Source organism: Shewanella sp. P1-14-1 (genome assembly GCF_001401775.1).
Classification (GTDB): domain Bacteria; phylum Pseudomonadota; class Gammaproteobacteria; order Enterobacterales; family Shewanellaceae; genus Shewanella; species Shewanella japonica.
The window spans coordinates 81,188-104,850 of the sequence record NZ_LKTL01000008.1 but is presented as its reverse complement, the minus strand read 5'-3'; the positions used below and the strand labels follow the sequence as shown (position 1 = coordinate 104,850).

Genomic DNA, 23,663 nt, shown 5'->3' with positions numbered 1-23,663 from the left:
CTCATTGAGCGGTTTTTTATTGGTGAGGCTAATTGCTTAAGGTTTTAACGAACCACTATGATTAAATTGTGTAAGTTGCTGGTCATAAAATGCAGTATCGCCAATGTTTTTACTTATCCACTCAGGGTCGTAATAGGTGTCTAAATACCGATCCCCAGAGTCACATAATAAGGTGACTAACGAGCCTTGCTGATTGCGCTGTTTCATTTCACAAGCTAGCTGAAGAATGCCATAAAGGTTAGTTCCTGTTGATGGACCTACTTTGCGTCCAATCAGTTTGGCTAGCCAATTCATTGTTGCTAATGACGCTGCATCAGGTATTTTTTTCATATCGTCCACAACCCCAGCGATAAAAGAAGGTTCGACTCTTGGTCTACCAATCCCTTCAATTTTACTGCCGTTTTCACACGTAATGGTGAGATCTCTTTTGTGGTAATAATCGTAAAAAACCGAATTCTCAGGGTCGACCACACATAACTGTGTTGGTAATTGTTGGTAATTTAAGTAACGGCCAATGGTTGCAGATGTACCGCCAGTGCCAGGACTCATGACTATCCAAGCGGGAGTAGGGTGCGGCTCTTTCAGCATTTGGTTAAAAATAGAGTCAGCAATATTATTATTGCCACGCCAGTCGGTTGCTCGCTCTGCATAAGTAAACTGGTCCATATAATGGCCATTAAGCTCAGTGGCTAACTTTTGAGATTCAGCATAAATTTTACTGCTGTGATCGACAAAGTGGCACTGACCACCATAAAACTCAATTTGTTCAATCTTGGTTTTTGCAGTTGAAGAAGGCATAACGGCAATAAATGGTAAGCCTAATAATCTTGAAAAATAGGCTTCGGACACGGCGGTGCTGCCTGATGAAGATTCGATTATGGTGGTGTTCTCGTTTACCCACCCGTTTGAAAGCGCATATAAAAAGAGTGAACGTGCTAAACGATGTTTTAAACTGCCTGTAGGATGGGTACTCTCGTCTTTAAGGTATATATCAATACCGGAGAGCTGCGGTAAATCGAGTTTGATAAGGTGAGTATCGGCACTTCGCTGAAAATCTGCTTCAATTTTGGCGATTGCTTGATTTACCCATTGCTTTGACATGATGAGATCCCGATGAACAAATAAAAAATCATCATAGACTCAAAGTGGCAATGCTAAAAGGTATACAGATCACTTTATCGATTAAATAACATTAATTGGCGCATCAAACGGGTATACATAAAGTTTATTCGACATATTTACTGCTTTAAAGAGAATAGTCTTGAATAGAGAGATAATGGGAGATATTTGAAGCGAGATATACAAGATAAGAAGTGGTGGAGGGAGAAGGATTCGAACCTTCGAAGGCTGAGCCGTCAGATTTACAGTCTGATCCCTTTGGCCACTCGGGAACCCCTCCACATTTTCTTACTTGTCTTGCAGTATTGTTGGCCACAACAATATTTTTTAATAATCAATAAACCGATAAATGGTGGAGGGAGAAGGATTCGAACCTTCGAAGGCTGAGCCGTCAGATTTACAGTCTGATCCCTTTGGCCACTCGGGAACCCCTCCACGAAACGGTATATTTATCATTGGTGCAAATGGTGGAGGGAGAAGGATTCGAACCTTCGAAGGCTGAGCCGTCAGATTTACAGTCTGATCCCTTTGGCCACTCGGGAACCCCTCCTCAATTGCGGCGGCAATGATAGTCACGAATTAAATATAAGTAAAGCCAAAATCGAAAATAACTCTCAAGTATTTGTTTAAGTGGTCGATAAAATATCAATCCTAGTAATTAATGATGTTTTTATATGCAAATCGAGTTTCCTTTAGTCAATGAACTGCAGTTAGGTCGTCGCTTAAATGACGCGATTGAACATGACCGCCGCGGCGAATTTGGCTTACTATTATCAATGCTATCGGCAGACGCTAGAGATATGTCTCAATTTCAGCTTGATAAAGAACTCGATGATAATCAAAAGCTGTATAAAGCCTTTGACTTACCCAAGCAGCAACAATTGGTTTGTGATTTATCGAAACAACAAGCAATAGATAATGCTAGTGCATTTCATCAAAGCGGCTCATCTCAATTTCAGTTGACTCAAGCATTACATCCAGAGGCCATAGTGACTCGTGGTGAGTTCGATGATGGCATGCAAATAACACTAGCAAACTGTGATGTATTAACAAAATTAAAGTATCAGCAAAAACTACCTGAAGTATCTGAGTTAGATAAAATGCACTTTTTAGATCAGTTATCAGTACAGCGAAAAATCAGCGAAACAATTGCTAGTCAGCTGTATGCAGTTGCATAGCACTATATAGAGTATCGAGAAATAACCACCCGAGTCAGAATGAAATAACAGTAATCACTAATAGTGTGAACTAGTTATAAAATTAATCTCAGTTTTTACGTTAAGCTGACGCTTTCTTTATCATTGTGATAGGTGACTAATTATGATTAAAACAATTACCCAGCAAGAAGTTCAGGTAAGTGATAGCTGTAATGATTGTGGATCATTTGTCGATATCGGCACTGTAATTGACGAGCAAGATACACGCCTTATTTTGAAAATTACTGGCGATGCCGTTGTCGAAGAAGCAGAAGGTATCATTACTAAAGCAAAAACTCGTTTTGACTCAGTTAAGGTTAATAGCGAGCAAACGGAAGCAGATATTACTGTCATTATAGATTTTGAATTCACTGCTGAAAAAATGATCTTTCAATTAGAGAATGGCTTGTAAATAGCTAAAATATATCAAATATATAATGATTTTTGCGCTAACAACTTGCAATTTAATTCAGTGAGTGTAACCATCGTTACATTACTACTTTATGCTTAGACATATGTCATAAGCGCCAAGGCCATTTTACATTTGCTTTGGTACATGAGGGATGTTGATTTTTATCAAGTCATCCCTTATTTTAGCTGGAAAAAGCCTCCAAAGAATGAGGTGACCCGACTGTTATGCTGTCTTTTTGGGAACAATAATGAAGCAAAATGAGCAACAACATTTATTAGAGTTAATTGTTAACTCAAAAGCAAAAGAAAAGGGCGACTTTACTGCGACCTCTGAACTTGCCTGTAAATTGTTATTGAAATACTTTAATGCGACTTGTGTATCAGTTATTTCGCTACGAAATAAAGCACTTGAGCAAAAAGTCGTTGCTTGCGCCTCTCCCAATACATCTATGGTTGAAGTCACCAAGAAATTCCGTCATAAGCACTTTGCATCAGAACTGTATTTTGATGAAATCCGACGTTATCGACACATTGTCAGTAATATTTCTCCTACAGATAAACGCCTTACTTGCTTTTCTGAGTATTATCTCCAGTCTGGAATCCAATCAAATTTAGATGTCGCAATTCGAATCAATGGTCATATTGAAGGACTACTGTGCATTGAATTTGATCACCAAATTGAACTGCCAAAACAGTCGATTGAATTTGCTTGTCAATTTGCAGACCAATTAGCACTGACACTTGCCACCCGTTACGCTTATGACAAAGACGAACGTTTAACCTTGTTCCATAGTGCAACAGAGCAAGCCAAACATGTGTTGATGTTGGTTAACTTAAAGAATCAAATTATCGAGTATATCAACCCTGCACATGAAAAAATGACAGGGCTGTCTCGTGACGTTGTGCAAAACAATGAACTCATTACCTTGGACTTCTTTAGAGGTAAGCGTGAGCTTGCTAATGAATTAACACAAGAATTGATAGCCGGTAAAACCGTTCAAGGCGAAACCGAACTACAACGAATCGACGGCACAAATTATTGGGTACAATATCAAGCAAGTCGTTTCGTTACCGAGCAAGGCAACTATTACGCATTGGTGTCGTGTTTAGATGTTTCAGAACAGCGACGTCATAAAGATGAACTTGAAAAGCTCGCATGGAACTGCACGTTAACGGGTTTACACAATCGACTACATTTTACTCAACAGCTCGACGTCACGTCTGAAGGTGTTCTGATACTAATCGATTTAATGGGCTTTAAGCGTTTCAATGACACAAGTGGTCATGAGCAAGGGGATTCGTTGCTCACTGAAGTGGCAAGAAGACTCAAGCATTTTGCTGAAAGTAACGGTGCAATTGATGTTGCCCGAGTAGGCAGCGATGAGTTTGCGTTGATTTTACCAGCGATACATTCAAGTGACATTTTAGAAGAAACGATTGTTAAGCTATATCAAAAGCTTAGTGTTCCATCTGTGATCGGAAGAGAAAAAGTTGACCCGAAAGCCGCGATTGCTGTGGTTGATATTGCGCCTGTTGTTGGAGAGTTTTCACCGCTTTCTTGCGCTGATATTGCGCTTCAATATGCGAAAAAGAAAGCTATGATGAATTATCAAATTTTTAATGATGATTTATTAGCGACCTTTAAAAATAATGCAGAAATTGAACGTGACTTACAAACAGCAATACGTGGACGTCAGTTCGAGCTTTATTACCAACCTTTAATGGATTTAAAGAACCATAAGTTCATTGGCGCAGAAGCCTTAATACGTTGGCATCACCCTAAGAAAGGAGTGCTCTACCCAGGCGCATTCATTGATATTGCCGAACAAACGGGCATGATCAATGCCATCGGAGATTGGGTATTAGAAGCTGCTTGTAAACAACTTAACTTATGGCAGCGTAAAAATGTCGATATTGTTATGCATGTTAACGTAGCGGCAAGACAATTCTTTAGCGGGAATTTATTTGAGCAAGTTTGGAATTTAGTGACTCGCTACCGTTTAAAGCCACAAAGCTTGATATTAGAAATTACCGAAACTGAATTAATGGGTGATGTGCGTCATGCGACTTGTTTGTGTCAAGAGTTGGCTGATTTAGGGGTAGGGTTGGCCATTGATGATTTTGGTACGGGTTACAGTTCAATGCGATATTTAAAACAGTTCCCAATCAGCAAATTAAAAATCGACCGTTCATTTATTTCAGATTTAACGACCAGTCATCAAAGCAGAGAAATTGTAAGTGCGATTATCGCGATGGCGAAAGCATTAAATATTTCATTGACGGCTGAAGGGGTAGAGACAAAAGAACAAGAGTTGTTTTTAGAAGATAGTCTTTGTAATCACGCTCAAGGCTATTTATACAGTCCCGCTATAAGAGAAAATGAATTCTCTCGGTTCATTTCTGAGCAAAATGAAACGGTACATTAACCTCGACACTCTCTACTCATAACTGCTCATTCATAACTGCTCATTCATAACTGTTCATTCATAACAGCCACCAAACCAAATTAGTTAAGTCTGATTATTTTGACCTAACTGGTTAAGTAAGTTAAATCAGTTAAATCAAACCTCTTAAATTAAATCTTTATAATCACAGTGCTTTTATGAAGCGATATTTATAAAGCGAAAATGCTTACGGTGATGATGCATATCCAAGTGTGGAAATAGGTGAGTGTTTGAAACGACAACCTAGGTGTTATCTGACTCATTCACTTTTCAACTAATTCATTCAGTTTGCAAACTAACTTATTTTCTTTAAACAACAGGTTTTAAACTTTTTGCCGCTGTGGCAGATACACGTTTCATTACGTTTTGGTAATTTAGCTTGTTTTTGCTCGCCAGTAGTATAAAACCATTGTCCACCTACACGCTCAAATTGTGATGCTTCAAAAATGGCATCAATAACACCATCATGTAAGAACCATGCTTTAAACGTGACAGTGCCATGGTTAGCGGTTTGATTAGCCTCATCGACAGTTAATCCCAGCCAAGTTGTTGATGACGCATTTTCAGCCAGTAACGCAATGCTAAGCCCGTTCAGAAAATCAGGGTGATGGGTATTGAGTAAATATTGAAATTCTTGTAATACAAAAGCGCAGTAACGTGAGCGCATTAATGTCTCTACGTCAGCTGCTGTATTTACGTTTAAGTGATAAGGCTCACAGCACTCAGAATAGTGTTGATTTCGACCGCAAGGGCACCTTGTATTGGCCATCTGAGTCTTAGCAGTTTGAGTATTGATTAAACGAGTATTCATTACAGGTCGCTTTAATGATTATGGGCATCTGTCGAATCTATCGGCTGCTGCGTATTTTGTTCTGATTCAGTTTCAATCATGATGTCTGGTTTGGGGGCTTGGTTGAATTGTCTGCCGTAATATAAGTTTGAAACAGGCTTGGCGGTAAAATAGTACTTAGGATCTGTTTTAGTGTTTGAATCAACAATAAATTGCCACTGATCTTTCGCTGTCTTTCGTGATACTAAAACAAACTTACCAGAGAAAACACTTGTAGGATCGCCAGTTTCTTTACGAGGATGAAACCTCACAAGGTAGTAACCAACATCTGTGGCACTTGATTCAGTTAATTCACGGTTAATCACTCTAAAATCAACTTCGATATGAGCATCTTTTTTAGCTATTTTCTTGAAAAATACCGTATAGAGGTCGAGGATATTTTGTTTACCGATGACGATTTCTTGATCTAACACCTCAGATATATATGTGGCATCATCCGTGTATATTTTATTAATAAAATCTAGATCTAGATTCTCGAAACCTGTGTGGAAGGTTTTATAATTATTATTAATGATGTCGTTGTCTGACAAAGTTGTTTCAGGTGTTTTTCCTGCTAAGGCATTGATGCTGAGAAGCATAAAAGAACAACAAAACAACAATTTGATATAAGTCATCAAGATTTTTTACTCTTTACTCTGGCTAATGAATAATTTCAGGTGCAGATTTTGATAATGCATGACACTATAAATTATTCTATTAATTAGCAACAGTAAGTAATCTTTACAAAGTGTGTAGGAGTTGATTATGAGCGTTGATGATACAGCATTATTTTTAGCTGAAATGGGCGACGTTAAACCGTTGACCACTAATGACAAGGTATTTGTCTCATCACAACAACTCGATACGGATGCACATCGAGCAAGACGTAAAGCAGCAATGCAAAATGAGTATTTGGCGAAATTACCCATTGAACCAAGGTTATTAACTCCAATAGCGCCTGACGAGATAATGAGTTACAAACGAAATGGTGTCCAAGAAGAAGTGTTTCGCCATTTGCGTTTAGGCAAATACAAAAAGCAAACAGTGTTAGATTTGCATGCCTATCGATTGATTCAAGCCAGAGAGTTGCTTGTTGAAACGATTATTCAAGCACATGAAAGAGGCGAACGAAATTTATTAATCATTCATGGTAAAGGAGTGAATAATAAACCCTATCCAGCGCTCATGAAATCTGCGGTCAACGATTGGTTGATGCAGTTTGATCAAGTGCAAGCATTTCACAGTGCGACCCGTGAACAAGGCGGAACTGGTGCATTGTTTGTGATGTTGGTTAAGTCTGATGAGCAACGCATTGTATCAGGAGAAACGAATAGAAAAGGCAGTGGCTTTCGGTAACGCTTGTATATTGTTGGAATATGACATATTCACAAGGGCTTTTAATAAAGCCCTTATCAAACACCGTTATAAAACAATTCTTAAAAAGATGCTTGCAAGTTAAACGAGTAAGAAAGCTAGGATGGCAAGGAGTACAATAACAGCCACTATCATTTTAGGATTCGTTTCTCTTGGCGTTTCTTCATTATTTAATCGTTTTGAACGTTCATTTCTTAATTTTTGGTAATGACTTTTTTTCATGCTACACCTAGGCTAACAAACAACAACAAGTGTAATTCACACAAGCAGTGACGCTAGACTTTGTCACTTTCAAGCATGCTAATAACCTTGTTTGGGTTAGATTTGTGATCTTTGCAGAAAATGACTGCTTTTCATTCTAGAGATGCTAAAGAACCTAGTTAGAAATGTAAGTGTACTTTAGTGAATTTGTTAATCTCGTTATCATGTTAACGTTATTTTAGTTATCACTAATTCAGCACAAAATATAAAATAGCGATGGTAATAAACAATAAATGAATACTACTCTTATGATTACTATAATTAAGGGTTGAACCTTTACGGATCCGCTTAGCACGGCCATTTCTTAATTTTACGTAGTTTCTTTTTTTCATTAGCAATATCAAACGACAAAACAGAAATGAATCTGTATCGTTATACTCAAAATATAGAAGGTTTTAATACTTGATAAGCGTAGATAAAACGGAAAGCCGTATTGGTACTTAATGTGACTTCTGGCTTTTATTACACTTGTCATAATGACGTGTACAAGTAACTCCATTCACTTTGTGTACCGCGTAAAATTATCATAAACGACAGGGTTGAGAATGGGTTTTTATGTGATCTCGATCACGCATTAGTGCAAATTGACACGTGTCAGAATATTGTCGTTAAAGCACTTGGCGCTTTGTGTTTTAGGGATGTTTTTGTTCTGTTGGTTTAATGTTGAATCTTGATGGGGTATACATTAACTGAGAATTGCGATGATTGAAGCCAAAATATAAAGCACCCTCAGGTGCTTTATATTTATCTTTATATTGCTATTGATTTTAACGTATTTTGAGTCGGTACATTACCAGCCACATTGACGATTTTTAGATTGGTTTTGTTTGTCGAGCCATACATGTAATGGCGCAAAATAGTCTAAAACTGCGTTTGCATCCATTGCTTTAGTGCCTGTCACGATATTAAGTGCTTCAGGCCAAGGTTGGCTTAATCCAGCTTCTAGCATTTCATTTAACTTATGACCCGCATCTTTATTACCGTAAATACTACAACGGTGAACTGGTCCTTCGTTACCCGCTATTTCACATAATGATTGATGGAATTGGAACTGTAATACGTGAGCTAAAAAATAACGTGTATATGGCACATTACCAGGTACATGATATTTGGCGCCAGGGTCAAAGTCGGCCTCAGTCCGTGCTATTGGTGCAGCTACACCTTGGTACTTTTCACGCAGCTCCCACCATGCTTGGTTATATTGCTCTGGTGAAATATCACCGTTGAACACTTTCCAGCGCCATTGGTCAATCATTAAACCAAAAGGCATGAAAGCGATTTTGTCTAATGCTTGTTTGAGTAATAAACCTATATCTTTCGATTCGTCAGGTACTTGTTTTAGTAAGCCAATTTGTTTTAAATAACTGGGTGTAATGGAGAGGGCGATAGTGTCACCAATTGCTTCATGAAAGCCATCATTAGCAGAGCCTTTAAACAAATGTGGTTGGTTTTTGTAGGCACGTTGATAATAGTTATGACCCAGTTCATGGTGAATGACTGTAAAGTCTTCTGCTGTTTTTTGAATACACATTTTAATGCGGATATCATCTTCGTTATCTAAATCCCAAGCAGAAGCGTGGCAAACGACATCACGGTCTTTTGGTTGAACAAACATCGACCGAGTCCAGAAGGTATCAGGCAATGGACTAAAACCTAGTGAAGAAAAGAAGCCTTCAGCTTGTTTGACCATCTTAATTTCATCATATTGATTCTCTGCTAGCAATGCGGTGACATCATAGCCAGGATCTGCATCTTGTGGCGCAACAGAATCATATATTGTGCCCCATTGCTGAGCCCACATATTACCTAATAAATGCGCTGGGATAGGCCCTTGATTCGGTACAATATTATCGCCATATTGTTCGTTTAACTCACCACGTACATAACAATGTAGTGAATCATAAAGTGGTTTAATATCTCCCCATAACCTATCTAGTTCATTTGAAAAATCATCAGGTTTCATATCATATTGGCTACGCCAAAGCTCTGAGAGGTCTGTAAAACCGAGATCGCGTGCGCCTTCATTAGCGAGCTCAACCTCGCGTTTGAATAAAGGTCGCATTGGTTTGGCAATTTCACGCCAGCCTTGCCATGCTTCTAATAAAATTGCAGGATCTTTAGAGTCTGCCATCAACGCTGACAGCTCTGGCTGAGTCATGCAACGACCATCAGCGAAACAATATTTACCTTTACCATATAAGCCATTTAATTCTGAACTAATTTGCGCAAGCTCTGCATTTTTAGCAGGATCTAATGGGGCTGGTAGTACTAAGCTACTGCGAAGGATGTGAAGTTTACGCGCATTGATTGGATCAAGTTTTACATCGGCATACTTAGCTGCTTCTGTAGCAAAGTATACTGATCGTGATGTCAGCTTTTCACCAATCGCTGCCGACATCGCTGCAGTATCTTCAGTAATAAAATTACTGTAAACCCATTCGGTTCGAGCACCTTCAACGGATAATTGAGCTAATTCAGCTTCTGCTTCATTTATAAATGCAATAGCAGATTCCGTTGAAATACTTGCTGATTGTTGAGTGACTTTTACGGTTGATGTAATGATTTCTTCTTCAGCTTGCTGGCATGCTGTTAATCCCAATACGACTGAAATGACGATTGCAATTTTAGACGGCTGTTTAAAAGGCTGGTTCATCTTACAGGTTTCCTTATTTTTATTGTCGTCGACAGTTTACATAATTAGGGTAAATATTGCATTTTAGTTAATAAACAGTGCCAGAAGAGTACTAAAGACGGCGTAAGCTTGAACATATAATCTGATTTAACATTGACAAGTGTGCGCTCAGTGTTTAATTTAAACGGGTGTTTTAAATTGAATTGGGTCACGGAATGGCAAGCAGAACTGATACAAAAACAAGAATTCTCGATGCTGCTGAAAAACTTTTTGCAGAAAGAGGTTTTTCTGAAACATCTTTGAGGCTAATTACCAGCAAAGCTGAAGTAAATTTGGCCTCTGTGAACTATCATTTTGGTTCAAAGAAAGAGTTAATTCGCGCTGTTTTAGCACGGTATTTAGATGTGTTTATGCCTAGCGCAGCATCTGAAATTAAAAGACTTTTTAAGAATCCAGAGCTGGCGAATTTGAATGAAATTTTTTCATCACTAATAAAGCCGCTGTTAGAATTAAATCAAGTTAGGCAAGGTGGTACAACCATCTTTCTTCAATTACTGGGTCGTGGATATATAGAAAGCCAAGGCCATTTAAGATGGTTTATCACTACGCATTACGGTGAATACTTACAAGTGTTTGTTAAAGCCGTTTCAGCTAGTGCGCCACATATTCCGCCTGCTGAGATGTTTTGGCGACTACACTTTACCTTAGGCACCATCGTTTTCACTATGGCATCAGCTGATGCATTAAATGAAATCGCAGAGGCTGACTACGGTGAACATAATGATACTGAAGCGATTATTCGTAAGGTTATTCCATATATGGCAGCTGGTGTATCTGTACCGATTTTAGGAAAGGAATAAGGGATTAACATGACTGTCCTCATACTCGTATTAATAGCACTGCTAGTGCTATTTGGTGTTCGAAATTTACGCATGCGTTTTATCACGCGACCTGTATTTAGCTTCTTTAAAAAAGTGTTACCCCCTCTGTCCAGTACAGAGAAAGAAGCCATGGAAGCTGGAGATGTTTGGTGGGAAGGAGAGTTATTCCGCGGTAAACCTGATTGGAATATGCTTCACAATTATGGCAAACCTCAATTAACGGCAGATGAGCAAGACTTTATCGACAATCAAGTCATGACAGCGCTCACCATGATTGATGATCATGACATTGTTAATAACCGTAAAGATTTACCTCCTGAATTATGGGATTACTTTAAGAAAGAAGGCTTCTTTGCACTTATCATTCCTAAAAAGTTTGGTGGTCGAGAGTTTTCTGCATACGCCAATTCGACCATTGTCAGTAAAATTGCCACGCGCAGTATTAGTGCTGCCGTAACCGTTATGGTGCCAAACTCATTAGGCCCAGGTGAATTACTAACGCATTATGGCACTCAAGAGCAAAAAGAACGTTGGTTACCAGCGCTTGCTAAAGGTGAAGAGTTACCTTGTTTTGCATTAACGGGTCCTGAGGCTGGTTCGGATGCTGGTGCTATTCCTGATACTGGTATTGTTTGTCGCCGTGAGTTTAATGGTGAAGAAACACTCGGGTTAAGCCTAACTTGGAATAAACGATACATCACACTAGCACCTGTAGCGACAGTGCTTGGTTTAGCATTCCAAATGCGCGATCCTGATGGGTTACTTGGTGATACAGTTAACTTAGGTATAACTTGTGCGTTAATTCCGACTGATCACCAAGGTGTAGAAATTGGTCGTCGTCATAACCCGTTAATGATGGCATTTATGAACGGAACGACAAGTGGCGAAGATGTGTTTATTCCGCTTGATTGGATTATTGGTGGGCCACAATTTGCAGGTAAGGGCTGGCGAATGCTTGTTGAGTGTTTATCAGCTGGGCGTGGTATTTCATTGCCTGCGCTGGCGACCGCTTCTGGTCATATGGCCACTAAGACGACTACAGCTTATAGTTTTGTAAGACAACAATTTGGCATGCCAATTGGTAAGTTTGAAGGTGTACAAGAAGCTTTAGCACGTATTATTGCCAATACATATCAACTGGAAGCTGCACGTTGTTTGACTACGACAGGAATTGATTTAAAAGTTAAACCTTCGGTTGTTACAGCAATTGCTAAATATCATATGACTGAGTTAGGTCGTGATGTAGTTGAAGATGCAATGGACATTCAATCAGGTAAAGGGATCCAGCTGGGTACTAAAAACTATCTTGGTCATGCATATATGGCAAGTCCCATCTCAATTACGGTTGAAGGGGCAAATATTTTAACGCGTTCGTTAATGATATTTGGTCAAGGTGCAACCCGTTGTCATCCATATGTGCTCGCTGAAATGGAAACAGCAGCAATGGAAGATCAAAAAGCAGCTATCAACCGATTTGATGCTTTACTCATGGGACATATGGGCTATGCTGCTCGTAATGGCTTTATGGCGTTTTTTAATGCGCTAACAGCAAGTAAAACGAATTCAGCGCCAGTGAGTGGTACAACACAGCAGTATTACCGTGATATGAGCCGTTTATCTTCTGGTTTAGCTATCATGACTGATTTATCTATGTTGATCATGGGTGGCGATCTGAAACGTAAAGAAATGATTTCTGCACGAATGGGCGATGTATTAAGTCAGTTGTATTTAGCGTCAGCGACGTTAAAGCAATTTGAAGATAATGGTCGTCAACAAGATGATTTGCCGATTGTTCATTATGTGATGACACAGCGCCTCCATTTAGCTGCTGAAGCATTGCAACAAGCTATCCGTAACTTCCCAAGTAAGTTTGTGGGCATTTTATTAAAGCTAGTGATATTCCCATTAGGCAATCATTTTAATGCGCCAACGGATAAGCAAGCGACAGTGTTAGCTGATAACTTCTTACAACCTTCTCCTGCTCGTGATCGAATTACTTTCTTATGTGCAGAATTTGAAGGTGATAAGAGCGGCATAGCAGAAGTCGAACAAGCATTTTTAGCTAAATACGCTTGCAAGCAGTTATTTAAACGATTAAAGAAAGCGCAAAAGGCCGGAGAGTTAACGCCTAAACTGCCTGCATTAACGTTATTTGCTCAAGCATTAGAGAAAGGGGTTATCAATGATGAAGAGCATGCTCAACTTGTTGATGCGGATACCAAACGTTTAGCTGCAATCAATGTTGATGACTTTGAAAGTCTATAGCGTGCTAATGAAACTAGCCTGCTAAAAAACGATTTAAGCACAAATAAAAAACCACCTCATTGAGGTGGTTTTTTTATACTTTTATTTGCTGAGTTAATTTTATAACAGACCAACTTAACTCATATTTTCGATGCCAGAATTATGCAACAACCAGCACTTTACATGTATTGGTGCCACCGACAGTTTCCATCGCATCGCCTTTAGTCATCAATACCATATCACCTGATTTTAAGTAACCCGCTTTAGCGACTGCTTTTAACGCTTCAGATGCTAATGCATCAGCAGGTACAGCTGTTGAATCAAATTTAACGGGCAATACACCACGGAACAAAGCTAATTTAGCTAATGTCTTTTCGTGACGAGACAGAGCAAAGATAGGTAAAGAAGAACTAATGCGCGACATCAACTTAGTTGTCTCACCAGATTCCGTTAAACTAATAATCGCTTTAACACCTTCAAGGTGGTTTGCTGCATACATAGTTGAAAGTGCAATCGTCTCTTCGATAGAGTTGAACTTCTGGTCTAGTCTATGCTTAGAAGACATCACTGAAGGGTGTTTTTCTGCGCCAGCACAAACATTACCCATTGCGAGTACTGTTTCTTCTGGGAAATCACCTGCTGCAGTTTCTGCTGATAACATAACTGCATCAGTACCATCTAAAACAGCATTAGCAACGTCCATGACTTCTGCACGTGTTGGCATTGGACTTGAAATCATAGATTCCATCATTTGAGTTGCAGTGATAACCACTTTGTTCAACTGACGAGAACGTTTAATTAGTTTCTTTTGAACAGCAACAAGGGCAGCATCACCGATTTCAACACCTAAGTCACCACGTGCAACCATTACAGCATCAGATGCTTTGATAACGTCATCCATTGCTTCGTCTGTGCCTACCGCCTCAGCACGTTCAACTTTTGAAACGATCAATGCAAAACTGCCAGCTTCTTCTGCTAATTTACGAGCATAATCTAAATCAGCACCTGTACGTGGGAAAGATACAGCTAAGTAATCAACTTGAATTTGAGCTGCAGTTAAAATATCAGCTTTATCTTTATCAGTTAGTGCAGGGGCTGTTAAGCCGCCACCTTGTTTGTTGATGCCTTTATTATTTGAAAGGGGACCGGCCACAGTAACAGAGGTAAATACCTTGTTACCTTCGACTGATTCAACTTTAAGTTGAACGCGACCGTCATCCAGCATCAAAATATCACCAATGGTGACATCTTTTGGTAATTCTTTGTAATCAATGCCGACTTGCTTTTCGTCACCTTCGCCTTTTGCTAAATCAGCATCTAAGATAAAGGTATCACCTAAATTCAATTGAATTTTTTTGTTATCTTTAAATGTAGAAACGCGGATTTTCGGGCCTTGTAAGTCACCAAGAACTGCAACATGAACACCTAACTCTTTAGCGATGTTACGAGCGTCTGTAGCACGTTTTAAATGATCTTCTGGTGAGCCATGTGAGAAGTTAAGACGTACAACATTTGCGCCGGCTGCGATGATTTTACGTAGGTTGTCATCACGATCTGTTGCTGGACCAAGTGTTGTAACGATTTTAGTTCTGCGGAACATAAGATACTCCGTTAATATTAAGAAAAAGAATTCGGTACAAATATGAAACTATATTAACAGAGATTTTAGTATTTTGTAGGAAAGTTACGAACAAAAAGGTCATTTTTAATGTTTTATTTTTGTGACAGATTCGATATTTACAGAAAATAAAGGCCAAACAGTGAAGACTGTTCGGCCTTTTGGAAGTGTCATTCAACAGAAATATTTAGATAGTAAGATCTTTATTAACTCGTGATTCTTTCAATACTTCCTTAACTCGCTTCAAATTGTCACGGAATCGAGGTCCACGTCTTAGGGTAAATCCAGTTGCGAGAACATCGATAGTGACCAACTGAGCTAGACGAGATGCCATTGGCAGGTACATATCGGTATCTTCTGGTACTTCCATGGTTACAGGCAACGTACATTCATGGGACAGTGGGGAATTACGTGCTGTAATCCCAATCACTGCAGCACCATTTTCACGTGCGATACGTGCAATTTCAATCAATGATTTAGTACGGCCTGTATGGGATATCAACACAACAACATCACCTTCATTACAACCAATGCAGCTCATACGTTGCATGAGAACATCATCAAAACAAATTACTGGGACGTTAAAACGAAAGAATTTATTTTGAGCGTCATGTGCAACAGATGATGAGGCACCAAGACCAAAGAACGAGATTGTTTTTGCTTGAGTGAGAATATCGACGGCTTTGTTGACAGCAACCACATCAAGGCTTTGACGTGCGGTATCAAGGGATGCCATTGAAGACTCAAAGATTTTTGTTGTGTACGACTCAGGTGAGTCATCTTCTTCTACATGTCGACTTACGTATGGCGTACCATTAGCAAGACTTTGAGCAAGATGTAATTTAAAATCAGGGAACCCTTTAGTATCCAGTCGTCGGCAAAAGCGGTTTACGGTCGGCTCACTGACGTCAGCCATTTTGGCAAGGGTAGCGATACTTGAGTGGATAGCTGTTTGAGGAGAAGCTAAAATAACTTCTGCCACTTTACGCTCTGACTTACTAAACTGTGTCAGGCTCTTTTGCACCTTTTCAAGGGTATTCATAAGCAATTGTCCGCTAAAATGGATGATGTAATTTTATATCATAAATTACAATTTGAGAGGAAATGAAGTAATTTTTATCCCTCTAAAAACAAAATGTAGTCACTTTTCATCGTTGTTTTGTAACTAGACTAAGATAGTAAAGTAATTTAATCACCAAAATACTATCAGGTTTTATGTTAATAATGCTAGATACAAAACAAAGGATTATTTTCAAATTATAGATGCACAAAACTAATTCTGTTGTTATATTACAACAAAAGTGTGGTTTAAATCGTCGGATACTTAAATTTCGTAAGGTGAATCACACAAAATAAAGGAGTATGTAGAGCAATGAGTAACTCAACTTCAGGGGCTAAAGCTTGCGATTTTGTGCTTTTTGGTACAAAGGGCGATCTCGCGAGACGTAAATTGTTGCCTTCGCTTTATCAACTAGATAAAGCTAACCTGTTAGATACAGACACTAAAGTGATTGGCGTTGCAAAAGATGCCTTCACTCAAGAAGAATTTATCGCGTTAGTACAAAAAGCATTAAATACCTTTGTAAAAGATGAATTATGTGAAGAGACCTTAGAACGCTTTATTGGGCGTTGTCATTATATAGGGACTAATTTTACAGAAGCTGAAGGTTACAAAGCATTCCATGACCTATTAGAACCAACAAAACGTGTCATGGTTAGTTACTTCGCAACGCCTCCTTCTATTTTTGGCGATATCTGTCGCTGTTTAAATGAACAAAACCTCATCCATCCTGACACTCGTATCGTTTTAGAAAAACCAATCGGTACGTGTTTAGCATCATCAAAAGTCATTAACGACAAAGTTTCTGAATACTTCAACGAAAACCAAGTTTATCGTATTGACCATTATCTTGGTAAAGAAACCGTTCAAAACCTAATTGCACTTCGATTTGCTAACTCGCTATTTGCGTCAAAGTGGGATAATCGAACAATTGATCATGTACAAATTACAGTTGCTGAAGAAGTGGGCATCGAAGGGCGTTGGGGCTACTTTGATACTGCTGGTCAAATGCGTGACATGATTCAAAACCATTTATTACAAGTGCTGACACTGGTTGCAATGGATCCGCCTGTCAATCTTGATGCTGACAGCATCCGTGATGAAAAAGTAAAAGTACTTAAATCTCTTCGTCCAATTACGCCATACAATGTTTTTGAAAATACCGTACGTGGTCAATATACCGCAGGTTTCTTAAAAGGCAGCCCTGTTCCTGGTTACCTTGAAGAAGAGGGCGCTAATGTTAAGTCTAATACTGAAACGTTTGTCGCACTGCGTGTTGATATTGATAACTGGCGTTGGGCTGGGGTGCCATTTTACTTGCGCAGCGGTAAACGTATGCCGTTCAAGAGTTCAGAAATTGTGGTTTATTTTAAAAACCCACCATTGAATCTATACCGTGACAGTATGCGCAACCTGCCACCAAATAAATTAACCATTCGTCTGCAGCCTCATGAGGGTGTAGAGATCCAAATGATGAATAAAGTGCCTGGTCTTGAAGAGAAGCAGCGCATTCAAACTACTAAACTTGATTTAAGTTTTACCGATACTTTCAAAAATGAACGTATTGCTGATGCTTATGAGCGTTTGTTACTTGAAGCCATGATAGGTAATCAAGCCTTATTTGTTCGTCGTGATGAAGTTGAAGAAGCGTGGACATGGGTTGATGGCATCATGAACTCTTGGGAAAAAGGCGGTGAAAAACCTAAGCCTTATCCAGCAGGGACTTGGGGCCCAGTTGCTTCAGTTGCACTGATCACTAAAGACGGCCGCTCTTGGGACGAATAAGGAATGAGTCATGATTAAAGAATCTGTATTTAAATCATTTGATACTCCTGCTGATTTAGAAGCTAAATTAGCAGAGAAAATTTCTAATCAACTACAAGATGCTGTTGATAGTCGTGGTAAAGCCAGTCTTGTAGTATCAGGCGGTTCCACACCGTTAAAACTGTTTAAATTACTTAGTAATAAAGCAATCGATTGGAGTGATGTTTACATTACATTAGCTGACGAACGTTGGGTTGATGCTGAAGAAGCAGATTCTAATGAGCGCCTAGTCCGTGAGCATCTTCTACAGAACCGTGCTGCTAGTGCTAAGTTTCGTGGTTTGAAAAACATGTTCGATAGTCCAGAAAAGGGCTGCGAAATGACCATTGAATCATTAGCTAACTTTCCAAAGCCTTTCGATGTGGTGGTATTAGGTATGGGAACAGATGGGCATACATGCTCATGGTTCCCATGCAGTACTGAACTAGAAAACGCTTTTACGACTGATTTGTTATGCGCAGCTGTCAATCCGACAACAGCACCGCATCCCCGCATCACATTATCAAAAGGGGCAATCTTAAACAGTCGTCAGATTTATCTTCATCTTGTTGGTGAATCTAAATTATCCGTATATCGCCAAGCATTACAAAATGACGATGTGAACGAAATGCCTATTAGAGCCGTATTAGCGCAGCGTAAAACGCCCGTTGATGTGTTCTATAGCGCTTAAGGAGTCAATTATGCACTCAGTAGTTCAAGCTGTTACCGATAGAATAATCGAACGAAGCAAAGATACACGTAAGAAATACCTTGAAGCCCTTAACGATGCAAATGCAAAAGGCGTACACCGCAGTGCTTTAAGCTGCGGTAACTTAGCCCATGGGTTTGCTGCTTGTCAGCCTGCAGATAAAGAATCATTACGTCAATTTACTAAAGCTAACATTGGTATTGTTACAGCATTTAATGACATGCTGTCGGCTCATCAGCCATATGAAGATTATCCAAATTTCTTAAAGAAAGCCTGTCAGGAAGTAGGCAGTGTTGCTCAAGTTGCCGCAGGTGTACCTGCGATGTGTGACGGTGTGACACAAGGTCAACCTGGTATGGAACTCAGTCTACTTAGCCGTGAAGTCATTGCGATGTCGACTGCTGTAGGCTTATCTCACAATATGTTTGATGGCGCTTTATTATTAGGTATCTGTGACAAAATCGTGCCGGGTTTATTGATCGGTGCGTTAAGTTTTGGTCACTTACCGATGCTATTTGTGCCAGCTGGCCCAATGAAATCGGGTATTCCTAATAAAGAAAAAGCGCGAGTACGCCAACTTTTCGCTCAAGGCAAAGTTGATAGAGAAGCATTGTTAGAAGCTGAATCTAGCTCTTACCACAGTGCTGGTACGTGTACTTTCTACGGTACTGCAAATTCAAATCAATTAATGCTCGAAGTTATGGGGCTTCAATTACCTGGCTCGTCATTTGTTAACCCAGACGATCCTTTACGTGATGCATTAACGTCAATGGCAGCTAAACAGGTATGTCGTTTAACTTCAATGGGAACGCAATACAGCCCAATTGGTGAAATCGTTAATGAAAAATCAGTTGTTAACGGCATCGTTGCACTATTGGCAACAGGTGGCTCTACCAACTTAACCATGCATATTGTTGCTGCAGCTCGTGCTGCAGGGATCATTGTCAATTGGGATGATTTTTCAGAACTTTCTGCAAACGTGCCTTTACTTGCTCGTGTTTACCCTAATGGCCATGCTGATATTAACCATTTCCATGCTGCTGGCGGTATGGCGTTATTGGTTAAAGAACTATTGGATGCCGGCCTGTTACACGAAGACGTTAATACAGTTGCAGGTTTTGGTTTACGTAAATATACCCAAGAGCCTAGATTGGTCGACGGCGAACTGATTTGGGTTGAAGGCCCAACAGAAAGTTTAGACAAAGAAGTATTAACCCATATTGATACACCATTCCAATCAAATGGTGGCTTAACATTGCTCAAAGGTAATATCGGACGAGCTGTTATTAAAGTATCGGCAGTGCCAGTTGCTAATCGTGTTGTTGAAGCGCCAGCAGTTGTTATTGACGATCAAAACAAGTTAGACGCTATCTTTAAAGCGGGTGAGTTAGATAAGGACTGTGTTGTCGTGGTTAAAGGTCAAGGACCTAAAGCCAACGGCATGCCAGAACTTCATAAGTTAACCCCTTACTTAGGTACGCTACAAGATAAAGGCTATAAAGTTGCACTAGTGACTGATGGCCGCATGTCAGGTGCGTCAGGCAAGGTGCCTGCCGCTATTCATCTAACACCAGAAGCGTTAGACGGTGGCATGATTGCAAAAATTGAAAACGGCGATGTAATTCGTGTTAATTCTGATACTGGTGAACTAACACTTTTAGTTGACGATGCAACATTAGCCGCGAGGACAGCTGCTAAAGTCGATTTACATCATTCAAGTTTTGGCATGGGACGTGAATTATTTGGTGCTTTACGAAGTAATTTAAGTGGTCCTGAAACCGGCGCTCGCTGTACCAGTGCCATTGATGAAAAATACTAATTGTAAGGAAGAATAACGAATGCTTGAGAATAACTGGACGATACAGCCACAAGATATTTTTAAACGCAGTCCGATTGTTCCTGTAATGGTTATCAATAAAATTGAGCATGCAGTACCGTTAGCGAAAGCATTAGTTGCGGGCGGTATCAGTGTTTTAGAGATAACTTTACGCACAGAGTGCGCTTTAGAAGCAATTAAATTAATTGCTAAAGAAGTGCCAGAAGCCATTGTGGGTGCAGGTACAATTTTAAACGAACAACATCTTCAGCAAGCAATTGATGCAGGTTCGCAATTCATCATCACCCCTGGTGCAACAGAAGGGTTATTGAAGGCGGCCATGAAAGGCACTGTACCTTTAATTCCTGGTGTTGCGAGTATTTCTGAAGTCATGGTTGGAATGGAATTAGGTTACACTCATTTCAAATTTTTCCCTGCAGAAGCCTCTGGTGGTGTTGGTGCGTTAAAAGCATTTTCAGGTCCTTTGGCAAATATTCGTTTTTGCCCAACAGGCGGTATTACTCCAACTAGTTACAAAAACTATTTGGCTTTACCCAATGTTGATTGTATTGGTGGTAGCTGGATAGCACCAACTGATGCTATGGAGCAAGGCGATTGGGACCGAATTACCCAGTTATGTAAAGATGCGATTAGTGCGCTTTAATTACTCTCTTTAAGTGAGCATTCGTTAAATTAAACCACCTTCGGGTGGTTTTTTATTGGCTAAAATAGACTAATGTTTAAAATGCACATTCATTAAAATAATCTTCAAAATTGAAATGGTTGATATCACTTGGTTAGGAGTTAGGAGCTAGGAGCTAGGAGTTAGGGAAGAGTTTAATTGTTAGCATCTTAGCCATCGTTTTACTCTTTTATTCCTTATAAAGGTCGTATGGATAAATCAGCGCAAAGTGTGGCAACATTTAATAGAATGTCACAACAATATCAAGATAAATACATGGATTGCAGTTTATATAGCCACAGTCTTGATAAGTTGTGCGACTATATTTTCGAAATGGCTTTATCTCCCGATGTTGATCAAGTTTCGGATGTTGACTCAGTCACTTATACAAAGCCCATATTCATATTGGATATAGGTTGCGGCCCAGGTAATGTGAGTTTGTATTTACACCAGCAGTGTAAAACTTGGCAAGCGACTCGACAAATAAGCATAGATATTTGTGTCTATGGTTTCGATCTTGCTGAACAAATGGTTGCTCTAGCAACAGCTAACAATCCATTGTTTCATTATGAAGTGTTGGATATGCGTAAGGTACGTAATGCCTCTACTGCGTTAGTATCTAATAAGTATCACTTTGCTATTTGTGCTTTTTGTTTTCCTTATTTAAATCAACGCGAACTGAAGCAATTTATTGCTGACTTGCCTCAGTTTATGGCCAATAACAGCATCTTGTTTGTCAGTCTTATGACCTCAAATAAGTTCTATTCACAAACTCAAACCTCAACCCAAGGAAATAAAGTACATATGTATTTTTACCCGTCAAAATATGTCGCAAATTTATTTCGTGAGAATGGCTTTGAGGTTATTGAACAATACGAAAAAGACTATTTAATTGAAGGTGTGAAACAGGCTACAGATTGTTTTATGTATCTTAAGCGTTTAGGGTAAATAAATTGATTTACTGACAGTTTTACTGATTGAAATGGCCATTCATGAATTTACAGCGCGTACACGTTATTGAAAAACTACCACTGGTATTTCTGATATTGATGGCTGCAAGCTGGTGGCATTTTTTTAATTATGACACCAGGCTAAATGATTTCGGCCAGTCAAAAAGTGAATGGTTATTGTTGATTGATATTGGCGTTACCTTACCTTTGCTGTGTTTCATTTGCATTAAATCTAAAAAGATAGCTTTAATAAAATCGATTGGTTATTTTGCATTGTTGGTGGCTTTAGGTAGCTACATTATTCCCATTCAGTATCAAGTTGTATGGCCTTACCTTACAAACCTACGTTACCTCATTTTATGCGGCTTCATTGTCGTTGAATTAAGCGTTATTGCTTGCGTAATATTTGCAATTAAACAGGCGATAACCAAGGGGCTTAATCCCGACTTTGCAATCGAAAAGCCAATCAAACGTTTTATTGGTGATAGTGCTATCAGTAAGTTAATTATTTTTGAAACGAGAGTGTGGAGCTTTATTTTTTGCAGTCGATTGATTCATTCAAGTGCTTATGAAGGAGATGAACAATTTAGTTATCATTTAAAAGATGCAAATCAATCTAATTCCCTAGGTTTTATATTGATGATTGCATTCGAAATTCCACTCATGCACCTAGTATTACATTTTATTTGGTCACCCTTAGCAGCTAATATAGTGACATTGTTAACTGCACTCAGTTTAGTTTTCTTTGTCGCCGAGTATCTAGCCATGTCTAGACGACCTATCTCGATTGATGATCGCCAGATATAAATACGCTATGGGGTGTTTAACGTGTTTACCATTGCGTTGGATAATATTAAAACAATAGAATTTAATCAGAGTGTAATAAGAAGGCAAAAAGGCGTTAAGCGATATAATTTTAGTGGTGCACCCAATATCCACATCGTTTTGAAGACTGAAATTGATGATGCAAAACAGATTTATATTGGTGTTGATAGCCCACAAAAAATGATTTCGCTAGTTCAGCATCGGATAAACTAACTTAGTTAACCATTATCGGTTTCCCACTTTTTAATATTGCGTAGACTATCAAAAGAGCTACGCGGTGAGCTTAATGCTTTTATCACAATGAATTAATAGACACTGGTTAAATGATGAGAAAAAAGATTGGATAATATTACTTTTAGAACAGCGTCACCGGCAGATATAGCCATTTTGCGAGAGTTAGAACAGAAGGTGGTTCAAGCGGAAAGGCCTTATAATTCGAGTATTAAACCCGAAAACGCTATTTATTATGATTTGGAATCATTACTGATAGACCCACTTAGTTGTGTTTTAGTTGGCGAAATACAAAATGACATTATCGCAACAGGTTATGCACAAATCAGACAGTCTAAAATATCTTTGAATCATGCTAAACACTGTTATTTAGGCTTTATGTTTGTTGAGTCTGAATACAGAGGCCAAGGCATTAATAAATGTCTGATAGACAAACTTGTTCACTGGAGCAAGGAACAAGGTGTTTTGGATTTTTATCTAGATGTTTATGATGCTAACGATTCAGCAATTCGAGCCTATGAGAAAGTAGGCTTTACAAAAACCTTAGTAGAAATGAAGTTAAACTTGTAGACGGTACC

Annotated in this window: 21 protein-coding genes and 3 tRNA genes; 14 read left to right on the top strand and 10 right to left on the bottom strand. The window is 39.1% G+C overall.

The genetic code is table 11. The annotated features are described in order from the left end of the window. Positions 1-36 precede the first annotated feature (36 nt). From AN944_RS07690 to AN944_RS07675, 4 genes are all read right to left on the bottom strand, one after another. Complete coding sequence (locus AN944_RS07690; RefSeq protein WP_055024013.1) at positions 37-1,101, bottom strand: PLP-dependent cysteine synthase family protein; 1,065 nt, start codon at positions 1,099-1,101, stop codon at positions 37-39. Positions 1,102-1,314: 213 nt separating this feature from the next. After that, positions 1,315-1,399, bottom strand: a tRNA-Tyr gene (locus AN944_RS07685). Positions 1,400-1,469: 70 nt separating this feature from the next. After that, positions 1,470-1,554: transfer RNA gene (locus AN944_RS07680), tRNA-Tyr, on the bottom strand. A gap of 30 nt (positions 1,555-1,584) precedes the next feature. Then, positions 1,585-1,669, bottom strand: a tRNA-Tyr gene (locus AN944_RS07675). Positions 1,670-1,793: 124 nt separating this feature from the next. Between AN944_RS07675 and AN944_RS07670 the strand changes: the two genes are divergently transcribed. The 3 genes from AN944_RS07670 to AN944_RS07660 all read left to right on the top strand — a co-directional run bounded on the left by AN944_RS07670 (position 1,794) and on the right by AN944_RS07660 (position 5,152). Continuing rightward, positions 1,794-2,297, top strand: a complete 504-nt coding sequence (locus tag AN944_RS07670; protein ID WP_055024012.1) for a VC2046/SO_2500 family protein — start codon at positions 1,794-1,796, stop codon at positions 2,295-2,297. Between the two features lie 142 nt (positions 2,298-2,439). Beyond that, positions 2,440-2,727, top strand: coding sequence for a DUF406 family protein (locus AN944_RS07665; protein WP_144430156.1), 288 nt, complete (start codon positions 2,440-2,442; stop codon positions 2,725-2,727). Between the two features lie 247 nt (positions 2,728-2,974). Next, complete coding sequence (locus AN944_RS07660; RefSeq protein ID WP_055024011.1) at positions 2,975-5,152, top strand: EAL domain-containing protein; 2,178 nt, start codon at positions 2,975-2,977, stop codon at positions 5,150-5,152. A gap of 313 nt (positions 5,153-5,465) precedes the next feature. Here the strand turns inward: AN944_RS07660 and AN944_RS07655 are convergent, their stop codons facing one another. Together AN944_RS07655 and AN944_RS07650 are read right to left on the bottom strand one after the other, a co-directional pair. Then, complete coding sequence (locus AN944_RS07655; RefSeq protein ID WP_144430155.1) at positions 5,466-5,981, bottom strand: YchJ family protein; 516 nt, start codon at positions 5,979-5,981, stop codon at positions 5,466-5,468. A gap of 11 nt (positions 5,982-5,992) precedes the next feature. Next, a complete protein-coding gene (locus AN944_RS07650) occupies positions 5,993-6,634 on the bottom strand; it encodes a DUF4440 domain-containing protein (protein ID WP_235530868.1) in 642 nt (213 codons plus the stop codon). Positions 6,635-6,764: 130 nt separating this feature from the next. Between AN944_RS07650 and smrA the strand changes: the two genes are divergently transcribed. Further along, entirely contained in the window at positions 6,765-7,355 is a 591-nt protein-coding gene (smrA, locus tag AN944_RS07645) for a DNA endonuclease SmrA (protein ID WP_055024010.1), read from the top strand. A gap of 99 nt (positions 7,356-7,454) precedes the next feature. Here smrA and AN944_RS21625 read toward each other — a convergent pair whose 3' ends face one another. Beyond that, on the bottom strand, positions 7,455-7,595 hold the full coding sequence (locus AN944_RS21625) for a hypothetical protein (protein WP_156003214.1): 141 nt from the start codon (positions 7,593-7,595) through the stop codon (positions 7,455-7,457). Positions 7,596-8,424: 829 nt separating this feature from the next. Next, positions 8,425-10,287, bottom strand: a complete 1,863-nt coding sequence (locus AN944_RS07640) for a M2 family metallopeptidase (RefSeq protein WP_055024009.1) — start codon at positions 10,285-10,287, stop codon at positions 8,425-8,427. A gap of 194 nt (positions 10,288-10,481) precedes the next feature. Here AN944_RS07640 and AN944_RS07635 point away from each other — a divergent pair, with 194 nt between their 5' ends. Beyond that, a complete protein-coding gene (locus AN944_RS07635; protein ID WP_055024008.1) occupies positions 10,482-11,126 on the top strand; it encodes a TetR/AcrR family transcriptional regulator in 645 nt (214 codons plus the stop codon). 9 nt (positions 11,127-11,135) lie between these two features. Continuing rightward, the gene (locus tag AN944_RS07630; protein ID WP_055024007.1) at positions 11,136-13,412 is read left to right on the top strand and encodes an acyl-CoA dehydrogenase; all 2,277 of its coding nucleotides are present in this window, start codon (positions 11,136-11,138) and stop codon (positions 13,410-13,412) included. Positions 13,413-13,551: 139 nt separating this feature from the next. On the opposite strand, the gene pyk is transcribed toward AN944_RS07630, so the two are convergent. Together pyk and AN944_RS07620 are read right to left on the bottom strand one after the other, a co-directional pair. Continuing rightward, complete coding sequence (gene pyk / locus AN944_RS07625; protein WP_055024006.1) at positions 13,552-14,991, bottom strand: pyruvate kinase; 1,440 nt, start codon at positions 14,989-14,991, stop codon at positions 13,552-13,554. A gap of 205 nt (positions 14,992-15,196) precedes the next feature. Then, complete coding sequence (locus AN944_RS07620; RefSeq protein ID WP_055024005.1) at positions 15,197-16,051, bottom strand: MurR/RpiR family transcriptional regulator; 855 nt, start codon at positions 16,049-16,051, stop codon at positions 15,197-15,199. A 330-nt stretch (positions 16,052-16,381) separates the two neighbouring features. Here AN944_RS07620 and zwf point away from each other — a divergent pair, with 330 nt between their 5' ends. The 8 genes from zwf to AN944_RS07580 all read left to right on the top strand — a co-directional run bounded on the left by zwf (position 16,382) and on the right by AN944_RS07580 (position 23,655). Further along, on the top strand, positions 16,382-17,854 hold the full coding sequence (zwf, locus tag AN944_RS07615; protein ID WP_055024004.1) for a glucose-6-phosphate dehydrogenase: 1,473 nt from the start codon (positions 16,382-16,384) through the stop codon (positions 17,852-17,854). 10 nt (positions 17,855-17,864) lie between these two features. Further along, complete coding sequence (pgl, locus tag AN944_RS07610; protein ID WP_055024003.1) at positions 17,865-18,563, top strand: 6-phosphogluconolactonase; 699 nt, start codon at positions 17,865-17,867, stop codon at positions 18,561-18,563. Positions 18,564-18,573: 10 nt separating this feature from the next. Then, entirely contained in the window at positions 18,574-20,400 is a 1,827-nt protein-coding gene (gene edd / locus AN944_RS07605) for a phosphogluconate dehydratase (RefSeq protein ID WP_055024002.1), read from the top strand. Between the two features lie 19 nt (positions 20,401-20,419). Next, positions 20,420-21,061, top strand: a complete 642-nt coding sequence (locus AN944_RS07600) for a bifunctional 4-hydroxy-2-oxoglutarate aldolase/2-dehydro-3-deoxy-phosphogluconate aldolase (protein WP_055024001.1) — start codon at positions 20,420-20,422, stop codon at positions 21,059-21,061. A 228-nt stretch (positions 21,062-21,289) separates the two neighbouring features. After that, positions 21,290-22,027, top strand: a complete 738-nt coding sequence (locus AN944_RS07595; RefSeq protein WP_055024000.1) for a class I SAM-dependent methyltransferase — start codon at positions 21,290-21,292, stop codon at positions 22,025-22,027. 44 nt (positions 22,028-22,071) lie between these two features. Further along, positions 22,072-22,836: a hypothetical protein gene (locus AN944_RS07590; RefSeq protein WP_055023999.1), complete on the top strand. Its 765-nt coding sequence runs from the start codon at positions 22,072-22,074 to the stop codon at positions 22,834-22,836. A gap of 21 nt (positions 22,837-22,857) precedes the next feature. Beyond that, positions 22,858-23,067 carry a hypothetical protein gene (locus tag AN944_RS07585; protein WP_055023998.1) on the top strand — a complete coding sequence of 70 codons (210 nt, stop codon included), beginning with the start codon at positions 22,858-22,860 and terminating at the stop codon, positions 23,065-23,067. Positions 23,068-23,193: 126 nt separating this feature from the next. Then, positions 23,194-23,655 (top strand): GNAT family N-acetyltransferase, encoded by a 462-nt coding sequence (locus AN944_RS07580; protein WP_082419948.1) that lies wholly within the window; start codon positions 23,194-23,196, stop codon positions 23,653-23,655. The last annotated feature ends 8 nt before the right edge of the window (positions 23,656-23,663 follow it).

Bases quoted from the DNA above. Each gene is read 5' to 3' on its own strand.
- AN944_RS07690 (WP_055024013.1), bottom strand. From the start codon at position 1,101: ATGTCAAAGCAATGGGTAAATCAAGCAATCGCCAAAATTGAAGCAGAT.
- AN944_RS07670 (WP_055024012.1), top strand. From the start codon at position 1,794: ATGCAAATCGAGTTTCCTTTAGTCAATGAACTGCAGTTAGGTCGTCGC.
- AN944_RS07665 (WP_144430156.1), top strand. From the start codon at position 2,440: ATGATTAAAACAATTACCCAGCAAGAAGTTCAGGTAAGTGATAGCTGT.
- AN944_RS07660 (WP_055024011.1), top strand. From the start codon at position 2,975: ATGAAGCAAAATGAGCAACAACATTTATTAGAGTTAATTGTTAACTCA.
- AN944_RS07655 (WP_144430155.1), bottom strand. From the start codon at position 5,981: ATGAATACTCGTTTAATCAATACTCAAACTGCTAAGACTCAGATGGCC.
- AN944_RS07650 (WP_235530868.1), bottom strand. From the start codon at position 6,634: ATGACTTATATCAAATTGTTGTTTTGTTGTTCTTTTATGCTTCTCAGC.
- smrA (WP_055024010.1), top strand. From the start codon at position 6,765: ATGAGCGTTGATGATACAGCATTATTTTTAGCTGAAATGGGCGACGTT.
- AN944_RS21625 (WP_156003214.1), bottom strand. From the start codon at position 7,595: ATGAAAAAAAGTCATTACCAAAAATTAAGAAATGAACGTTCAAAACGA.
- AN944_RS07640 (WP_055024009.1), bottom strand. From the start codon at position 10,287: ATGAACCAGCCTTTTAAACAGCCGTCTAAAATTGCAATCGTCATTTCA.
- AN944_RS07635 (WP_055024008.1), top strand. From the start codon at position 10,482: ATGGCAAGCAGAACTGATACAAAAACAAGAATTCTCGATGCTGCTGAA.
- AN944_RS07630 (WP_055024007.1), top strand. From the start codon at position 11,136: ATGACTGTCCTCATACTCGTATTAATAGCACTGCTAGTGCTATTTGGT.
- pyk (WP_055024006.1), bottom strand. From the start codon at position 14,991: ATGTTCCGCAGAACTAAAATCGTTACAACACTTGGTCCAGCAACAGAT.
- AN944_RS07620 (WP_055024005.1), bottom strand. From the start codon at position 16,051: ATGAATACCCTTGAAAAGGTGCAAAAGAGCCTGACACAGTTTAGTAAG.
- zwf (WP_055024004.1), top strand. From the start codon at position 16,382: ATGAGTAACTCAACTTCAGGGGCTAAAGCTTGCGATTTTGTGCTTTTT.
- pgl (WP_055024003.1), top strand. From the start codon at position 17,865: ATGATTAAAGAATCTGTATTTAAATCATTTGATACTCCTGCTGATTTA.
- edd (WP_055024002.1), top strand. From the start codon at position 18,574: ATGCACTCAGTAGTTCAAGCTGTTACCGATAGAATAATCGAACGAAGC.
- AN944_RS07600 (WP_055024001.1), top strand. From the start codon at position 20,420: ATGCTTGAGAATAACTGGACGATACAGCCACAAGATATTTTTAAACGC.
- AN944_RS07595 (WP_055024000.1), top strand. From the start codon at position 21,290: ATGGATAAATCAGCGCAAAGTGTGGCAACATTTAATAGAATGTCACAA.
- AN944_RS07590 (WP_055023999.1), top strand. From the start codon at position 22,072: ATGAATTTACAGCGCGTACACGTTATTGAAAAACTACCACTGGTATTT.